At 47.3% G+C, this 13084-nt stretch carries 14 protein-coding genes and 1 tRNA gene; 3 read left to right on the top strand and 12 right to left on the bottom strand.

The features are described from left to right. Positions 1–499 precede the first annotated feature (499 nt). The 10 genes from AAAA73_RS05045 to AAAA73_RS05090 all read right to left on the bottom strand — a co-directional run bounded on the left by AAAA73_RS05045 (position 500) and on the right by AAAA73_RS05090 (position 6735). On the bottom strand, positions 500–811 hold the full coding sequence (locus AAAA73_RS05045) for a hypothetical protein (protein ID WP_340597093.1): 312 nt from the start codon (positions 809–811) through the stop codon (positions 500–502). A gap of 52 nt (positions 812–863) precedes the next feature. Continuing rightward, entirely contained in the window at positions 864–1163 is a 300-nt protein-coding gene (locus tag AAAA73_RS05050; RefSeq protein WP_340597094.1) for a hypothetical protein, read from the bottom strand. A gap of 39 nt (positions 1164–1202) precedes the next feature. After that, on the bottom strand, positions 1203–1589 hold the full coding sequence (locus AAAA73_RS05055) for a hypothetical protein (RefSeq protein WP_340597095.1): 387 nt from the start codon (positions 1587–1589) through the stop codon (positions 1203–1205). Positions 1590–1847: 258 nt separating this feature from the next. Further along, entirely contained in the window at positions 1848–2183 is a 336-nt protein-coding gene (locus AAAA73_RS05060) for a DUF3011 domain-containing protein (RefSeq protein WP_340597096.1), read from the bottom strand. 163 nt (positions 2184–2346) lie between these two features. Continuing rightward, positions 2347–2429 (bottom strand) — tRNA-Leu (locus AAAA73_RS05065). A gap of 85 nt (positions 2430–2514) precedes the next feature. Further along, complete coding sequence (locus AAAA73_RS05070) at positions 2515–3048, bottom strand: dihydrofolate reductase family protein (protein WP_340597097.1); 534 nt, start codon at positions 3046–3048, stop codon at positions 2515–2517. A 35-nt stretch (positions 3049–3083) separates the two neighbouring features. Continuing rightward, positions 3084–3506: a hypothetical protein gene (locus AAAA73_RS05075; protein ID WP_340597098.1), complete on the bottom strand. Its 423-nt coding sequence runs from the start codon at positions 3504–3506 to the stop codon at positions 3084–3086. 94 nt (positions 3507–3600) lie between these two features. Continuing rightward, positions 3601–5031, bottom strand: coding sequence for a S8/S53 family peptidase (locus AAAA73_RS05080; protein ID WP_340597099.1), 1431 nt, complete (start codon positions 5029–5031; stop codon positions 3601–3603). 136 nt (positions 5032–5167) lie between these two features. Then, positions 5168–5917, bottom strand: a complete 750-nt coding sequence (locus AAAA73_RS05085) for an SDR family NAD(P)-dependent oxidoreductase (protein WP_340597100.1) — start codon at positions 5915–5917, stop codon at positions 5168–5170. Positions 5918–6294: 377 nt separating this feature from the next. After that, a complete protein-coding gene (locus AAAA73_RS05090; RefSeq protein ID WP_340597101.1) occupies positions 6295–6735 on the bottom strand; it encodes an OsmC family protein in 441 nt (146 codons plus the stop codon). Between the two features lie 94 nt (positions 6736–6829). Between AAAA73_RS05090 and AAAA73_RS05095 the strand changes: the two genes are divergently transcribed. The 3 genes from AAAA73_RS05095 to AAAA73_RS05105 all read left to right on the top strand — a co-directional run bounded on the left by AAAA73_RS05095 (position 6830) and on the right by AAAA73_RS05105 (position 11034). Beyond that, positions 6830–8404 carry an aldehyde dehydrogenase family protein gene (locus tag AAAA73_RS05095; RefSeq protein WP_340597102.1) on the top strand — a complete coding sequence of 525 codons (1575 nt, stop codon included), beginning with the start codon at positions 6830–6832 and terminating at the stop codon, positions 8402–8404. Between the two features lie 75 nt (positions 8405–8479). Next, a complete protein-coding gene (locus AAAA73_RS05100; RefSeq protein WP_445292023.1) occupies positions 8480–9583 on the top strand; it encodes a calcium:proton antiporter in 1104 nt (367 codons plus the stop codon). Positions 9584–9660: 77 nt separating this feature from the next. Beyond that, positions 9661–11034 carry a cytochrome c biogenesis protein ResB gene (locus tag AAAA73_RS05105; RefSeq protein WP_340597104.1) on the top strand — a complete coding sequence of 458 codons (1374 nt, stop codon included), beginning with the start codon at positions 9661–9663 and terminating at the stop codon, positions 11032–11034. Here the strand turns inward: AAAA73_RS05105 and AAAA73_RS05110 are convergent. Together AAAA73_RS05110 and proB are read right to left on the bottom strand one after the other, a co-directional pair. After that, positions 11031–12287: a glutamate-5-semialdehyde dehydrogenase gene (locus AAAA73_RS05110; protein WP_340597105.1), complete on the bottom strand. Its 1257-nt coding sequence runs from the start codon at positions 12285–12287 to the stop codon at positions 11031–11033. The genes AAAA73_RS05105 and AAAA73_RS05110 overlap by 4 nt on opposite strands. Then, positions 12274–13056 carry a glutamate 5-kinase gene (gene proB / locus AAAA73_RS05115; protein WP_340597106.1) on the bottom strand — a complete coding sequence of 261 codons (783 nt, stop codon included), beginning with the start codon at positions 13054–13056 and terminating at the stop codon, positions 12274–12276. The genes AAAA73_RS05110 and proB overlap by 14 nt, the downstream gene beginning before the upstream one ends. Positions 13057–13084 lie beyond the last annotated feature (28 nt).

Consider the following 13084-nt stretch of genomic DNA (forward strand, 5'->3'; position numbering starts at 1 on the left):
ACGCACAAGTGACCTCGATAGGGGACAATGTAGCAGTTGTTAAAATTTGGTTTGTTTTAAACTGTTAATATTGAAAGAAAGTCACGGCTGTCTATGGGGTCGACATAGGTGTCAGGTCCTATTTAAGGGGGAGGATGGATCACATTTTTGATGACCACACATATTGAGTTCGCTACCTGTTTGTCCAAATCCTAGCTTCTTCGTATCAACTTGAGATATGATCCAGATTACAATTGTATAAGGTTCTTGGGATCGATCATTATGGTCAGCTGGGAATCGGTCGTCTAATGCTCTGGCCGTCTCCCGTGGCGTTTGACTGATTAAAACAACCAGGAACCCATGGGACAACAAAAACAAGTGGACGATCAATGCTTCGTTCAGTACTCGCACGAAGCTGGCAAATGAAATCAACACTATAAGAAATGCAAAACCTCTAATTTTCTTAAAAGTCTCCTACGTAAAGCTGGTCGTCCCAGAGAGAACGACCAGCTTTTAAACTCTATTCGCTAATAACTGTAGAGCTATTTAAACGAACCGTACATGAGGCATCGTGAATAACTGCAGGTTCACCATGAGGTGTTAAATATTCTGCGAAACATTTTACATTATCTTTCGCTTTTATTAGTCTTCTGCCATCCACATATTCAATATCGCTATTCAACGCATTGAAAAGATCAATGGCAGATTTTCCTTCAATAACGACCAATTTAGCCTCAACGATATATTTAGAAGTGCCTTCCACTTGTGTGGTAGCGAAACTGACACTTGAAAACATAGTGACTAGAGATAGCGATAAAATAGTTCTGATCATATAAATTACTCCTTTGTTTTTAATATAAAAATTTAAAAAAATCGGACCACGACTACTGGCAAGCGGCGATGTTTTCGACCTTGTAGCCGACGATCACATCGTTGGAAAGCACGTACGTCAAGCCCACGATTGTTTGGCAGCTGTCTGATGTGATTTGAACGTCAAGATTGTCGTCGCCACCAACTTCCACCTTTTTAACAGCCTCTCCATTGATAGCAGAAATGACGCTCGCGTCAGTAAGTGCCGCATGGATCTTTCTTAGAGAGTCATTATAGCTAGAAAGACGAGAACCTGCAAAAGCGGAAGAAGCTGCCAGAGTTGTGAATAAAGAAGCTAAAATCATTTTTTTCATAAAAATTCCTTTGTTTAAATAATTCGTTTTTCTATTCTACTATTTGCACGTGTATCTAGCCCAAACGCCCGGAGCATAGGTTTGGTCCAATGCCACAGTTGAATTTGGGTGAATGTCCGCGAAACCTTGGTTGGTGGAGAACCACTGAACATTGTTATATGCCTGGCATCCTTGGTTGGCTTTGCTGTACGTGAAATCTGCACCGTAGTGACCATCACTGCCCATCCACTTCACTGCACCAATACATGTGCCAGTTGCGCCGGCACCCTTGATGGCGATCTGGTTGCCGTTGAATTGAACCAGGATTTCTGCATCCGCTTGGACCGCATCACCAACATTTTTCAGGTTGCAGATATAATATGGTTTTGCCGCGAAGGCTGTAGAACTAAGACCCAACATTAAAAGTGCACAGAATACTTGTTTCATCGAATACTCCTATTTTTTGGTTACTTTTGTTATTGCTAACTTCAAATGCAATATACCCTCGGAAATTGACCAAAAAAAGATAGATGTTCTTAATTAGTATACGGTTTGTTCATATTTAGTGTACAACTGTCTGATCTTTGTACGGCCGCCGCCGCGATATGAATATACTTGATGGGGCCCGTGTCGGGGCATCCAAAGGTGCAAGGCAAAAAAAAAGGCAGGAAACTATCCTGCCTCATTTTTAAATGCATCAGATTTTTATCTTTTGATTTCGAAAGTTGCTCTGCAACCTTTATCTACCCAAATTACGCTTCCTTTGAATCCGAAGCTTTTGTTTGCAACACATTCAGAGCGAGAGTTTTTACTGTATAGTCTAATAGATCGTACTCCGCGGCCATTAACCCAACACTCATTATATTTGTTATCTTCTGAATCGCAGTCCATGTACTCCACTTCAGGCTCATCGATTTGGTCATCACAGCCGCGACGATCCATACCTGCGGGTCGGTAGTCTTCGTTATAATAACCAGCTTGTGCCTGAGCAATTTGTGTAAACGCCATAACAGATACCAGTGCGATTAAAATTCTATTCATTGTTTTCCCCCGTGGTTTAAAATTGCCACCAATTAAGCGGCAATAGGAGGTATTGCAGACGTCATGCCACGCAACCAGACGACAATTTGGCACCACAGTGCGGCCCGTGCGAGCATAATGACAGGGCATAAAAAAAGCCGACTCGAAAGTCAGCTTTTTAAATTGGTGCGCGGAGAGGGACTTGAACCCTCACGCTTGCGCATACGCCCCTCAAACGTACGTGTCTACCAATTCCACCATCCGCGCGCACCGAGGATCAAGTTAACCTTGGGCTGTTGAGTCCGTCAATGATGCGCGATGCGCAAAAGATAGGTCGATAGCGCAGGTCTTTTTATTTCACCGAATAAACTACATCCACACAGGTGTCGCCGCGCTGATTGATTTGCTTGATCTTAAACGCAGTCTCCGTTCGGCGGGAGAAGAGCTTTTTGCCCTCGTTTAAGAACACTGCCACCGTTTGAATCTGCATCTCATCTACCAGGCCCTGGTCATGGAACAGTCCCACCAGTTCGCCACCGCCAACCAGCCATACGTTTTTACCATTGGCCAGTCGGACTAACTCCTTGTGGAGAGGTCCCACATCACCCTGAACGAAGCGAATGTCTGCTCCTTCAACGGGGTTCAGTTTTCGATGAGTAAAAACCAGGCAGGGGATTTGGTACGGCCAAGGCTCATTATTTTTACTATTATAGTTCAGGAGCCACTCATAGGTTGCAGCCCCCATTGCCAGAGCACCAATGCCGTCCATGAAGCTTTTGATGAAACTTAAATCAGAAGGGCCGTTTTTAAACAGCCACTCCAGGGAATCATTTTTATCGGCAATGTATCCATCCAGGCTCGCGGCAGCAAAATAGATTGTTTTCATTTATCTAGGATGGAATTGAATCGGACTTCAGTCAATTAAGGTCGTTTGCCTTTGCTGGCTGCCGGGACTCTTTCGGCCAGGCCTTCCAGTTTCTTTCGTTGCTCCGGGCTCCAGGTTTTTAAAAAGCCTTCCGGATCTTTTTGCGCTTGTTTAATGACTTGCTCCAGTTGCTCTGAAGTCAGTCCCTTCATATTGCCTAAAACATCCGCTGCAAGATTGTAAAGTTCTTGCTCGTTGGCAGAGTTTCCAGTGATGGATTTAACATGCTCAGAAACCTTGCTGGCTTCTTTGGAGCTGTTGACCATGCTTTGGCGGCTTTGTGCATTTCTTAGATCCTGCTGCGTTTTTTCAATCGCACTGATCGTATCCTCTTCGTCGCTTGCAAAAGCGTAAGCACTGCAAAACAAGGATGCTATAACGATGACCACAGCGATTGATTTACTGATAATCCCCAACATACTGAAACTTTCTCCTGGATTTGCAATAGGATAAAGGGGCGCGGGTTGGGGGAAAAGTTAAATGTAAGACACGTCTCAAGATGAGATCGCGAATTTATTTTGCTTGGCGACCTAGTTTGATGGCTTGCACTTGTTTTAGACGCTCCAGGTATTGCTCGACATTGTAACTAGGCATGCCTGTTTGCGTTTGCAAGGCCTGTTGAAGGGCTTGGGTGAAGGACTCATCCAAGAGTTCAAGGTCTCTCAACGCGGAGCTGTTGGTGTAGTCATGGGTGACCGCTTGAATAGCCTGCTTTTGGATTTTCAGCTGCACCATTTCGGGATGGGAGGAGATTAAACTCTGTGTATCGTAATAATCGGAGTTGATGGAGTATCCCTCGTTACGATAAGCGCAGGATAGCAACTTGGCGAAACGGGTGTCCTGAGGATTTAGGAAAAAGTTTTTGCGCAAAGTCTGCATGTCGTCTTTAGCAAGCTTCAGGGAGCTGTCTGTGCACACCTGCAATGTCAGTGGGCTCATTGCGACTTCCGCAAATCTGTAATTCAGCTTGTTATCGATTTCCTTGCGAACACATTCCGCATCGCTGTGACACGCAAGACGAATGCGCATCGCAACCTGCACGGCCTTGTAGGAATTTAGCAGGCCCGTTTTATTGGTCTTTGAGTAAAGCTGGTGAAACGAGCGCAGCGCCGTTCTTTTAAGGAGCAGTTCTGCTTGTTGGCGATTCAAAGTGGGAAGCAGGGCTTTAAGATTGGCAATTGTGCCCGCAACCATTGGTGTGGCACCACTGGTTGCACCAAATAGTCCTTGCTCACCACGCCCATTGATTGAGGCCTGGTAGTCATCAGCAGGTGCCAGGATATCCAGTTCAATGGATTCCTGAGAGTAAACAGTTTGAAGGCCACGCGGGGAGTAAGAGCCCACGGATATCACCGCAGACGTTCGTTCAAAGTCGTCGATCGCTTCGGGGTGATCGTTGCCAGCGGCAAACACCCAGATGATGCCCTTGGCATCCATCTCTTTCGCCATTTCCGTGATGCGCCCGTCGGGCCAGCCCATGGAGTTTGAGATCACTTGTGGTGGTGTTGGCAGAGTGCTGATTTCATTGATGGCGTTGATGTAGAAGGCACCGGGATAAACTTTGCGAAGCTGAACATAGTCCACCAGCTCCGACATGGAAATCATGCCTGGGCCATTGATGATGTTGGCAACGTTGGTACCATGATTGGCAGTTAGCTTGCGGCCACGATCGGCTTCAATATCGAAAGAGATTTCGCGAGTCAGGTTGATGTGCTGTTTTTCAAAGCCATTATCCAGAATTGAAAACGGCACTGCTTGCAGGCCGGGAATTTTTCGAAGATCTTCCTTCACCAGGTCAGCGCCGACATATTCCTGCGCCCAGAAAGGGGAAAGGATGCCGCCTTCAACTTCCAAAGGTTGGCGTGCCTCCAGCTCCACAAAGGCATGGGCCCAAGTGGTGGTGAATACAGTCAAAGTCAGTAGAAGTTTGCGAAGGTTTCTCATTAGGTTATAGCTATGCGATTCCCGGGCCATGAGAGTGGGCTTTCAGATCTGGTATAAGCGAGTTGGAGCTTTGGATGTATACCAAAAGCTCCAGAACGCCATCGCTGTTCAATTTCTTTACAAGTGTTCCAGGCGGTTATTTTTTGAAAACCAGAAATCCATCGTCGACAGGAACGGTGGTTCCGTTGATGGCCTGGGCGGCGTCGGTAAACAAGAAGGCCACAACGCTGGCTACCTTTTCAGGTTCAATCAGGCGATTGTGCATGTGCTGTTTTGCCAAAGAGTCTTTCACTTCTTTGTTGTCACCCAGTATCGGGGTATTGATAAATCCCGGGGCCACGCCCACCACACGAATGCCATGGCTGGCAAGTTCAAGGGCGGCCGTTTTACTCATCATCACGACGGCGGCTTTCGCAGCATTGTAGTTAAAGCTTCCCTCTGAAGCCATGGTCCCATAAATGGAGGCGGTGTTGACAAAGGTTCCTTTGCTTCCAAGTTGAACCATTTTTTTTGCAGCGTAGTACATGCCGTAGTAGACACTGTGTTGATCGACTTCGATCACTTTCAAATACGAAGCTGGATCCATTTCCAGAAAAGGTTTCACCAGGCCAATGCCCGCATTATTGAAAATTCCATTTAAGGTGCCGAATTTCTCAACGGCAAAATCAACCATGGCCTTCACCTGGTCAGCTTTGGAAACATCCACTTTGAATGAATGAGAGAGGACACCGATTTCACGCAGTTCTTCGGCGGTTTTTTCCGCCCCCTGGTCGTTAAAGTCGGCGCATAAAATCTTTGCGCCCTTCTTGGCAAGCACAACTGCGGCCTCCCGGCCAATGCCACTTGCGGCGCCGGTCACGATGATGACATGATCCTTTAATTCCACGGGGACCTCCCTCGGTAATATCATTGTAAAAGTGAGCGGGGGAAGTCACCGAAGAGTCGTGGAAATATGGCGAATAACAGAGTGGGACTGTGTTGGATTAGAGGAGGGGAATTGTAGAAAATATCTGACAAGTTTTGGACAGTTGTGAATTATTTGTCCCGATTTGAGAACGTGATTTCGGGGGCATTTGAACCTCGCTATACTGAGAGGCATGAAAACACCGAAAGTCATTAGTCTGAGTCTTCTGGTAATTATGGTACTTGGCGGTTATGCGCTCATCTCGGTTTCCGCTGAATACAGAGCTCAACAAGATTCCAAATCAATTGTTGTTCAAGTGAGCTCCAGCTCGTCAACACTGGTATCTGTCGAATAACCGATCAGGCAAATTGCGCCTGATCATTGGCAATCGTCTCTCCATTTACTTGCACAGAATAGAATATCGGCACCGCTTTGGACAGCATTGCGGCCGTCCCACTGTATTGGTGGGTGGATCTTTTTGCCGCTTCAACCACCTGGGCGCCATCCACATTTGGGCCTTTGACGGAATAAGTTAAATCAATGCGCGTAAAGATTTTGGGATGCTTATCGGTGAGTCCCGCACGTGCTTCCAAATCAAAACTTTCATACTGAACCTGAAACTTTGCCATCAAGTCCACAACATCGGTTCCTGTGCAGCCGCACAGTGCTGCCAGAACCAGCTCTTTAGGGCTGGGACCTTCAGACTTTGCATCAGACAGAGCGACGTCCAGATCTCCTTGCATGCCGCGAACCTCAAATTTAAAATGGTGACCGTCTATTCTGTGAACTTTTGCTCTCATAGGTGTCCTTTTTGTATTTCAAAATCCTATCCAAGATTTTCTGTCATTTCAAACATATGATTGTCAGGCTGAGATCATTTGGAGAGGAAATCAAATGGCACAGGTACTACCAGCTTTCCCAGGCATTCCCGAAATCAATGGTCGCATTCTGATCAACGGCGAATTACGAAGTCAGGGATTTGAGACCATTCCCGTCCACTCGACCTGCACCACTGAGCCCGAGCTTAAGAAGATCGGCACGACACCTCACGTGAGTGTAGAAATTCTAAGAGAGGCCGTGCAGGCCGCCTCTGCAGCATGGGGCAAGGGACTGGGGGAGTGGGCCACGGCGAAAATGGAGGAACGAATAAATGCTGTTATGAAGTTTCGCAACGGCATGGTTCAGCAACGCGAACTTATCTGTCGCTTGCTAATGTGGGAGATTGGAAAAACCTGGATTGATTCTCAAGCGGAGTTTGATCGCACCATTCAATACATCGATGACACGGTTGATGAAGTTAAAAACATGGAACGTGAAGCCGGTCGCTTTCATTTTTCCGGTGGTGTCATGGCGCAAATTCGCCGGGCCCCCTTGGGTGTGACACTTTGTATGGGGCCTTTTAATTATCCTTTGAATGAAACTTTCACGACGTTGATTCCGGCTTTGATTATGGGGAATACCGCCATCGTTAAGGTCGCTCGCTATGGGCAATTGCTGTGGGATCCGTTGCTGGAGGTCTTTCGGGACGCTTTTCCAAAGGGTGTGGTGAATGTTATCAATGGATTGGGGCGCGAAATCGTCAATCCCGTCGTCCGTGATGGCAAAATTGATGTCCTGGCTTTCATTGGCACCAGCAAGGTCGCCAGTCAGATCAAGATTGCGCATCCTCAGCCCTTTCGTTTTCGCAGTATTCTAAGTCTGGAAGCAAAGAACCCTGCGATCATCATGGAAGATGCGGACCTGGATAATGCGGTCAGTGAGTGCGCGAAAGGAGCTCTTTCGTTTAATGGACAAAGGTGTACGGCATTGAAAATGATTTTTGTGCATAAAAAAGTGGCCAGTGAGTTTACCAAGCGCCTGGTGCAAAAAATCGATTCCATGAAACCCGGTATGCCTTGGGATGAAGGAGTGGCGATCACTCCGCTTCCGGACCCCAAAAAATCCGAGTACCTGAATAGTCTGATCAATGATGCTGTTGCGAAAGGCGCTGAACTGGCCAATAAAGAAAAAGGTGGAAAAATTCACGACGGTATTTACTTTCCTGCGGTGCTGGCTCGGGTCCCGTTGAATTCAAGAATCGCGATTGAGGAACAATTCGGACCCGTGGTTCCGATTGCAGAGTTTGAAGACTATAAGGAGATTGAAGATTATATTTTAAATTCTCCCTATGGAAATCAAGCCAGTGTGTTTGGTCAGGATGCACAAATGTTAGGAGTTATGATTGATCGACTGAGCAACCAAGTGTGTCGTATCAATATCAACAGTCAGTGCCAGCGCGGACCCGATGTGTATCCGTTCACAGGAAGAAAGAATTCAGCAGAAGGTACATTGAGTGTCTATGATGCACTTCGATCATTCAGTATCCGCTGTATGGTGGCAGCTAAGCAGGATCAGGCTTCTCGTCAGGTGATACAGGGCGTGCTTCATCAGGACAGTTCCAATTTTCTTTCCATGAACGTGGTGTTGTAGTGAAGTAATTCTTGACAGATAGAACTGCTTTCTTGGAAATACAAAAATGAATTTCACGGCAGGAGAACAGTTATGATGAATCGTTCTAATTTACGTTTGCTGACATCATGGACAACTGTTCTTGTGTATTTTCTGGCTTTGTCGACTTGGATGGCCACGGTGACCTCTCCAATTATGTTGGGGGTTCTGTTCGTCGCATTTTTTGCGGTGGTTTTGTGGGCGGCTTTTGGAGTTGTTCATGAGGCCGAAGTATTGGCGGAAGTTTTAGGGGAGCCCTATGGCACACTGATCCTCACGTTGTCGATCGTGATCATCGAGGTGGCTCTGGTGGGTGCTGTGATGCTGGGATCGGGAGCTGCTCCAACCATGGGACGCGATACGATGTTCGCGGTACTCATGATCGTGATGAATGGTGTCGTGGGCTTGGGACTTTTTATCGGAGGTCTAAAGCATCGCGAACAGTCCTACAATCTTCAAGGTGCAGCGTCTTATCTTTCTGTTTTGATTCCCCTGACCTGTATTGCTCTGATACTTCCAAACTTCACGACGTCAACGGCAGAAGGCACTTTGTCGTTTTGGCAGTCCACGTATTTTTCTGTTTTCTCCATTGCATTGTATGGGGTCTTTCTGATCACACAGACGGGACGTCACCGGGCATTTTATGTGCATCAAATTGAGGGCAAGGTTGACGAGGATGTCGATGCTCCTCGTGCACCTATTAACTGGAAGGAGATGCGCAAGCACGTGTTTTTGCTTTTGGCGAATATTCTGCCAATCGTGCTTTTATCCAAGGGTCTCGCAAAAATTCTGGATGCGGAAATCAAAGCTCTGGATTTGCCGCTGGCTCTGGGTGGTGTTGTTGTTGCGGCCGTGGTTTTTGCTCCAGAGGGGATCAGTGCATTGCGTGCGGTTGCGCGCAATGATCTGCAAAGAACAATCAATCTATGTCTGGGGGCCGCAACCTCCACGGTGGGTTTGACCGTTCCGGTAATTTTGGCAATTGGTACGATCACAGGCCAAACAGTTATTTTAGGGCTCGCGCCTCGCGAAGTGACTCTACTGGGAATGACCTTGATCCTAAGCACTTTGACGTTCTCAAATAGACGAACCACAATGCTCGAGGGAACTGTGCATTTGATTTTGTTCCTCGTGTATCTGGTTTTGGTATTCAATCCGTAATACAGTTATTAGTTGCTGGGTCACAGCAATGTCATCAAACCATTGACCCCTAGTTCGGATGGGTGAAACTGGGACGGATGGTTGAATTCATCCGTTTTTTTAAGAAAATATTGAAGGCATTTGCATCATTGCGATTGGCGGTGATGTTGCTTTTGATTCTTTCTATTCTGATCTGTATCGGCACGATTGTGGAAAGTCGTCTTGATGCCCAGGCTGCCAAAGTTTTTGTTTACGGATCAGTTTGGATGCAACTGACCATGGGGCTTCTTGTAATCAGTCTTATTGCGGTGATTGCAGATCGTTGGCCCTGGCAAAGAAAGCACGCCGCATTCATATTGGCTCATATCGGCGTAATTATGATTGTGGTGGGATCCATCATCACTCAGCAAAAAGGTATTGATGGGACAATCCGTCTGGTGCCCGGGGAGAAAAGCGCTGCCGTAACGGTGCCTGAGACAGAGTTGATTTTGTACCGCTCCAAAGACGGAGCCAGTTACGATATAGTTTATTCAGAACCCGTTCAATTTTTAAAGCATCCCATACTTCCAGAAAAACCCTTTCTGATTAAAACCAAAGAATCGGAAATTGAAATTGTAGAGTCTGTTCCTTACGGAGTTCCCAAGCGCAATGTGCAAAACTCATTGATCGCGCAAAGCGGGGCGGGGCTTCGATTCCAGATGATGAATGACCGAATCCAGACATTAGAGTGGCTGGTGCAAAGAAATGTTTTTGAAAAAATCAATTTCGATATGGGACCGGTGCTGGTTTCAATGGGTGGATTGTGGCAAAGAAATCTGGAACGACATGAGATTCGTCTGGTGCCGCAGCCGACAGGAGCCCAATATAGTTTTTATCAGAAAAACCAAGCAGATCCCACTGCCAAGGGGGAGCTTGTTGAGGGCGACAAGGTCCATACTCCGTGGATGGGGCTGGAGTTCCGCATGCTCCGTTACTTTCCAAAGGCCGAACTAAAATGGGATCTGCAAAAATTAGATCATCCGACCCCGCAAAGCACGGCAGCACTTTTAGTTCGTCAGGGCGGACATGAGAACTGGCTGTTTTTGAATGACTATCTTAAGATTTTTACGGAATCCCACGTTTACTTATTGAGCTACCGAAACCGTCAGGTGGATTTGGGGTTTCCGTTGGAACTTAAGGAATTCAGAAAGACCAAGTATCCCGGCAGCAGCAAAGCCATGGCTTATGAAAGCACCGTTGGTTATGCTGATGGAAAAGATGTCGTGATCTCCATGAACGAGCCGTTGCAATACGAAGGCTTCAGTATTTATCAGGCGGGGTTTGATCCGCTACCGAACTCCTCGCAGTTTGCCAGTATCTTGTCAGTCAATCGCGACCCGGGAAGACCTTTGAAATACCTGGGGTCGCTTATTATGACTCTGGGGATTTTGCTTTTGTTTTACTTTAGAAAACAATATCGCCAAAAACCCTAGCCGCGGGTCTGTCCGCTGCCATCAACCAGCCATCGCGCATTGGTCAGTTCGCGCAGGCCCACCGGACCACGCACATGAAGCTTTTGCGTGCTGATGCCCAGCTCGCCCCCCAGACCAAATTCAAAACCGTCGGTGAATCGGGTGGAGGCATTCCAATACACAGCTGCCGCATCGATGTCCTGTTGAAATATGCGTGCTTTTTCCTCGGACTTGGTCACGATGGCTTCGGAATGTTTACTGCCATGTTTTTCAATATGATTAATGGCTTCGTCCAGATCATTCACGATCCGGCAATTCATGATCAAATCCAGATACTCAGTGTCCCAGTCCTGCGGATTCGCTAGGGTCACGCGCTCGTGATTTTTAAGAATGTCCAGCGAACCTGAATCAACATGCCATTGCAGTTTTTTGGTTTCAGTTTCTTTGTAAAGCAAAGGCAGGAACTGATTGGCAACTTTCGCGTTTACCAGAACTGTTTCCAGGGCATTGCAAACCCCGGGGCGCTGGGTTTTGGCATTGGCCACTATTTTTGCGGCCATGACCAGGTCAGCGTCTTCAGCAACATAAGTGTGGCACATGCCGCGATCATTTTTAATGATCGGCATCAGGGCTGTGCGCTGAACGAAGTCAATCAGCTTATCACCGCCTCTTGGGACGACGATGTCGATCACATCTTTTCGTTTTAGAAGTTGTTCGACCAAGGAGCGGTCGTAATTTTCAACTCCCAAAAAAGGCAGCTGAGCAAAGCCGCACTCCTGCAGACTTTCGCGCATCAGACGGTAGATAATGGCGCTGCTGTGTTTGGATTCTGATCCCCCACGCAACAAGATGACGTTGCCGGATTTAAAGGCCAACGAGAAAGCCTCCAGAATCACATTCGGGCGGGATTCGAAAATCATAAAGATCACACCCAAAGGGGCGCGGATTTTTTTTAACAGCAAGCCATTTTTCAAAGTGGATTGCTCGATCACTTCGCCCACAGGGTCCGGAAGACCTGCCACCTGTTTCAGACTTTCGATCATGCCGTCGATGCGTTCTGCATTTAAAGTCAAACGATCACGAAATGCGCTGGCTGTGTCGGCGGGGAGGGCGGCAAGATCTTTTTTATTCTCTTCAATGATTTCGTTGGAAGCGGTCGCAAGTCGGCCGGCAATGGCCAACAACGCCTGATTTTTGTTTCCCGTTGAAAGTTTGCGTTGAATGCGGGCTGCAGCACGCAGATCCTGCAAGGCCTGTTCATTAAGCGAGTTCATGGCGTCCCCCGAACTGTGTTCCGATGCTTTCCCCTTTGGCGATATGCAAAAGGTTATTGGGGATATCGCCGCGAACAAGATGGGTGATGATCTTGTTTTTACCGGCTGTTTCCGCCGCCAGAAGTTTTGAGTACATGCCTCCGGTACCGACTTTGGAGACGGCTTTGCGGTCGGCTAGATTGAATTCCGCTTTTGTGACTTTCGGTCGATAGCGGACTAAAGTGGCGTCGGGATTTTTGTTCGGATCAGAATCAAACAAACCATCCACGTCAGTCATCAGAATAACTCGTTCGGCTTTCATCATGACTGCGACTTTCGCTGCCAGGGAGTCGTTGTCGCCGAACTTGATTTCCTCGGTCGCCACGGCGTCATTTTCGTTTAAGATCGGAAGGACTTTCCACTTCAGAAGTTCAGTCAAAGTGTTCTGCAGGTTCTTGCGACGAGCAGGGTCTTTCATGTCCCCGGCGGTCAGGAGCACCTGGGATCCCAATAGATTTGCAGATTGTAAAGCCAGATTGTATTGATCCATCACCAACGGTTGACCAATGGCGCTTAGGGCTTGCTTTTGTGGAAGAGTTCTTTTGGCAGATTTAAAGTTGGTGCGGGCAACTGCCCAGGCGATGGCTCCGGAGGTCACCCAGATGATTTCGATGCCGTGTTTCTTTTTTAGCTGTGCCACTTGCAGCATCCACGCACGCATTAATAATGGACCGCCGTCGCAAACCATTTTGCTGCCAGCTTTTATCACCCAACGTCTGTTTTTCGCCATGACTCTTCCCTTTGATTTTACAAAAACC

The sequence above is a fragment of the Bdellovibrio sp. GT3 genome, assembly GCF_037996765.1.
GTDB lineage: Bacteria > Bdellovibrionota > Bdellovibrionia > Bdellovibrionales > Bdellovibrionaceae > Bdellovibrio.

Excerpts from the sequence above, each read along its gene's own strand:
- AAAA73_RS05045 (WP_340597093.1), bottom strand. The coding sequence starts at position 811 with ATGATCAGAACTATTTTATCGCTATCTCTAGTCACTATGTTTTCAAGT.
- AAAA73_RS05050 (WP_340597094.1), bottom strand. The coding sequence starts at position 1,163 with ATGAAAAAAATGATTTTAGCTTCTTTATTCACAACTCTGGCAGCTTCT.
- AAAA73_RS05055 (WP_340597095.1), bottom strand. The coding sequence starts at position 1,589 with ATGAAACAAGTATTCTGTGCACTTTTAATGTTGGGTCTTAGTTCTACA.
- AAAA73_RS05060 (WP_340597096.1), bottom strand. The coding sequence starts at position 2,183 with ATGAATAGAATTTTAATCGCACTGGTATCTGTTATGGCGTTTACACAA.
- AAAA73_RS05070 (WP_340597097.1), bottom strand. The coding sequence starts at position 3,048 with ATGAAAACAATCTATTTTGCTGCCGCGAGCCTGGATGGATACATTGCC.
- AAAA73_RS05075 (WP_340597098.1), bottom strand. The coding sequence starts at position 3,506 with ATGTTGGGGATTATCAGTAAATCAATCGCTGTGGTCATCGTTATAGCA.
- AAAA73_RS05080 (WP_340597099.1), bottom strand. The coding sequence starts at position 5,031 with ATGAGAAACCTTCGCAAACTTCTACTGACTTTGACTGTATTCACCACC.
- AAAA73_RS05090 (WP_340597101.1), bottom strand. The coding sequence starts at position 6,735 with ATGAGAGCAAAAGTTCACAGAATAGACGGTCACCATTTTAAATTTGAG.
- AAAA73_RS05095 (WP_340597102.1), top strand. The coding sequence starts at position 6,830 with ATGGCACAGGTACTACCAGCTTTCCCAGGCATTCCCGAAATCAATGGT.
- AAAA73_RS05100 (WP_445292023.1), top strand. The coding sequence starts at position 8,480 with ATGAATCGTTCTAATTTACGTTTGCTGACATCATGGACAACTGTTCTT.
- AAAA73_RS05105 (WP_340597104.1), top strand. The coding sequence starts at position 9,661 with ATGGTTGAATTCATCCGTTTTTTTAAGAAAATATTGAAGGCATTTGCA.
- AAAA73_RS05110 (WP_340597105.1), bottom strand. The coding sequence starts at position 12,287 with ATGAACTCGCTTAATGAACAGGCCTTGCAGGATCTGCGTGCTGCAGCC.
- proB (WP_340597106.1), bottom strand. The coding sequence starts at position 13,056 with ATGGCGAAAAACAGACGTTGGGTGATAAAAGCTGGCAGCAAAATGGTT.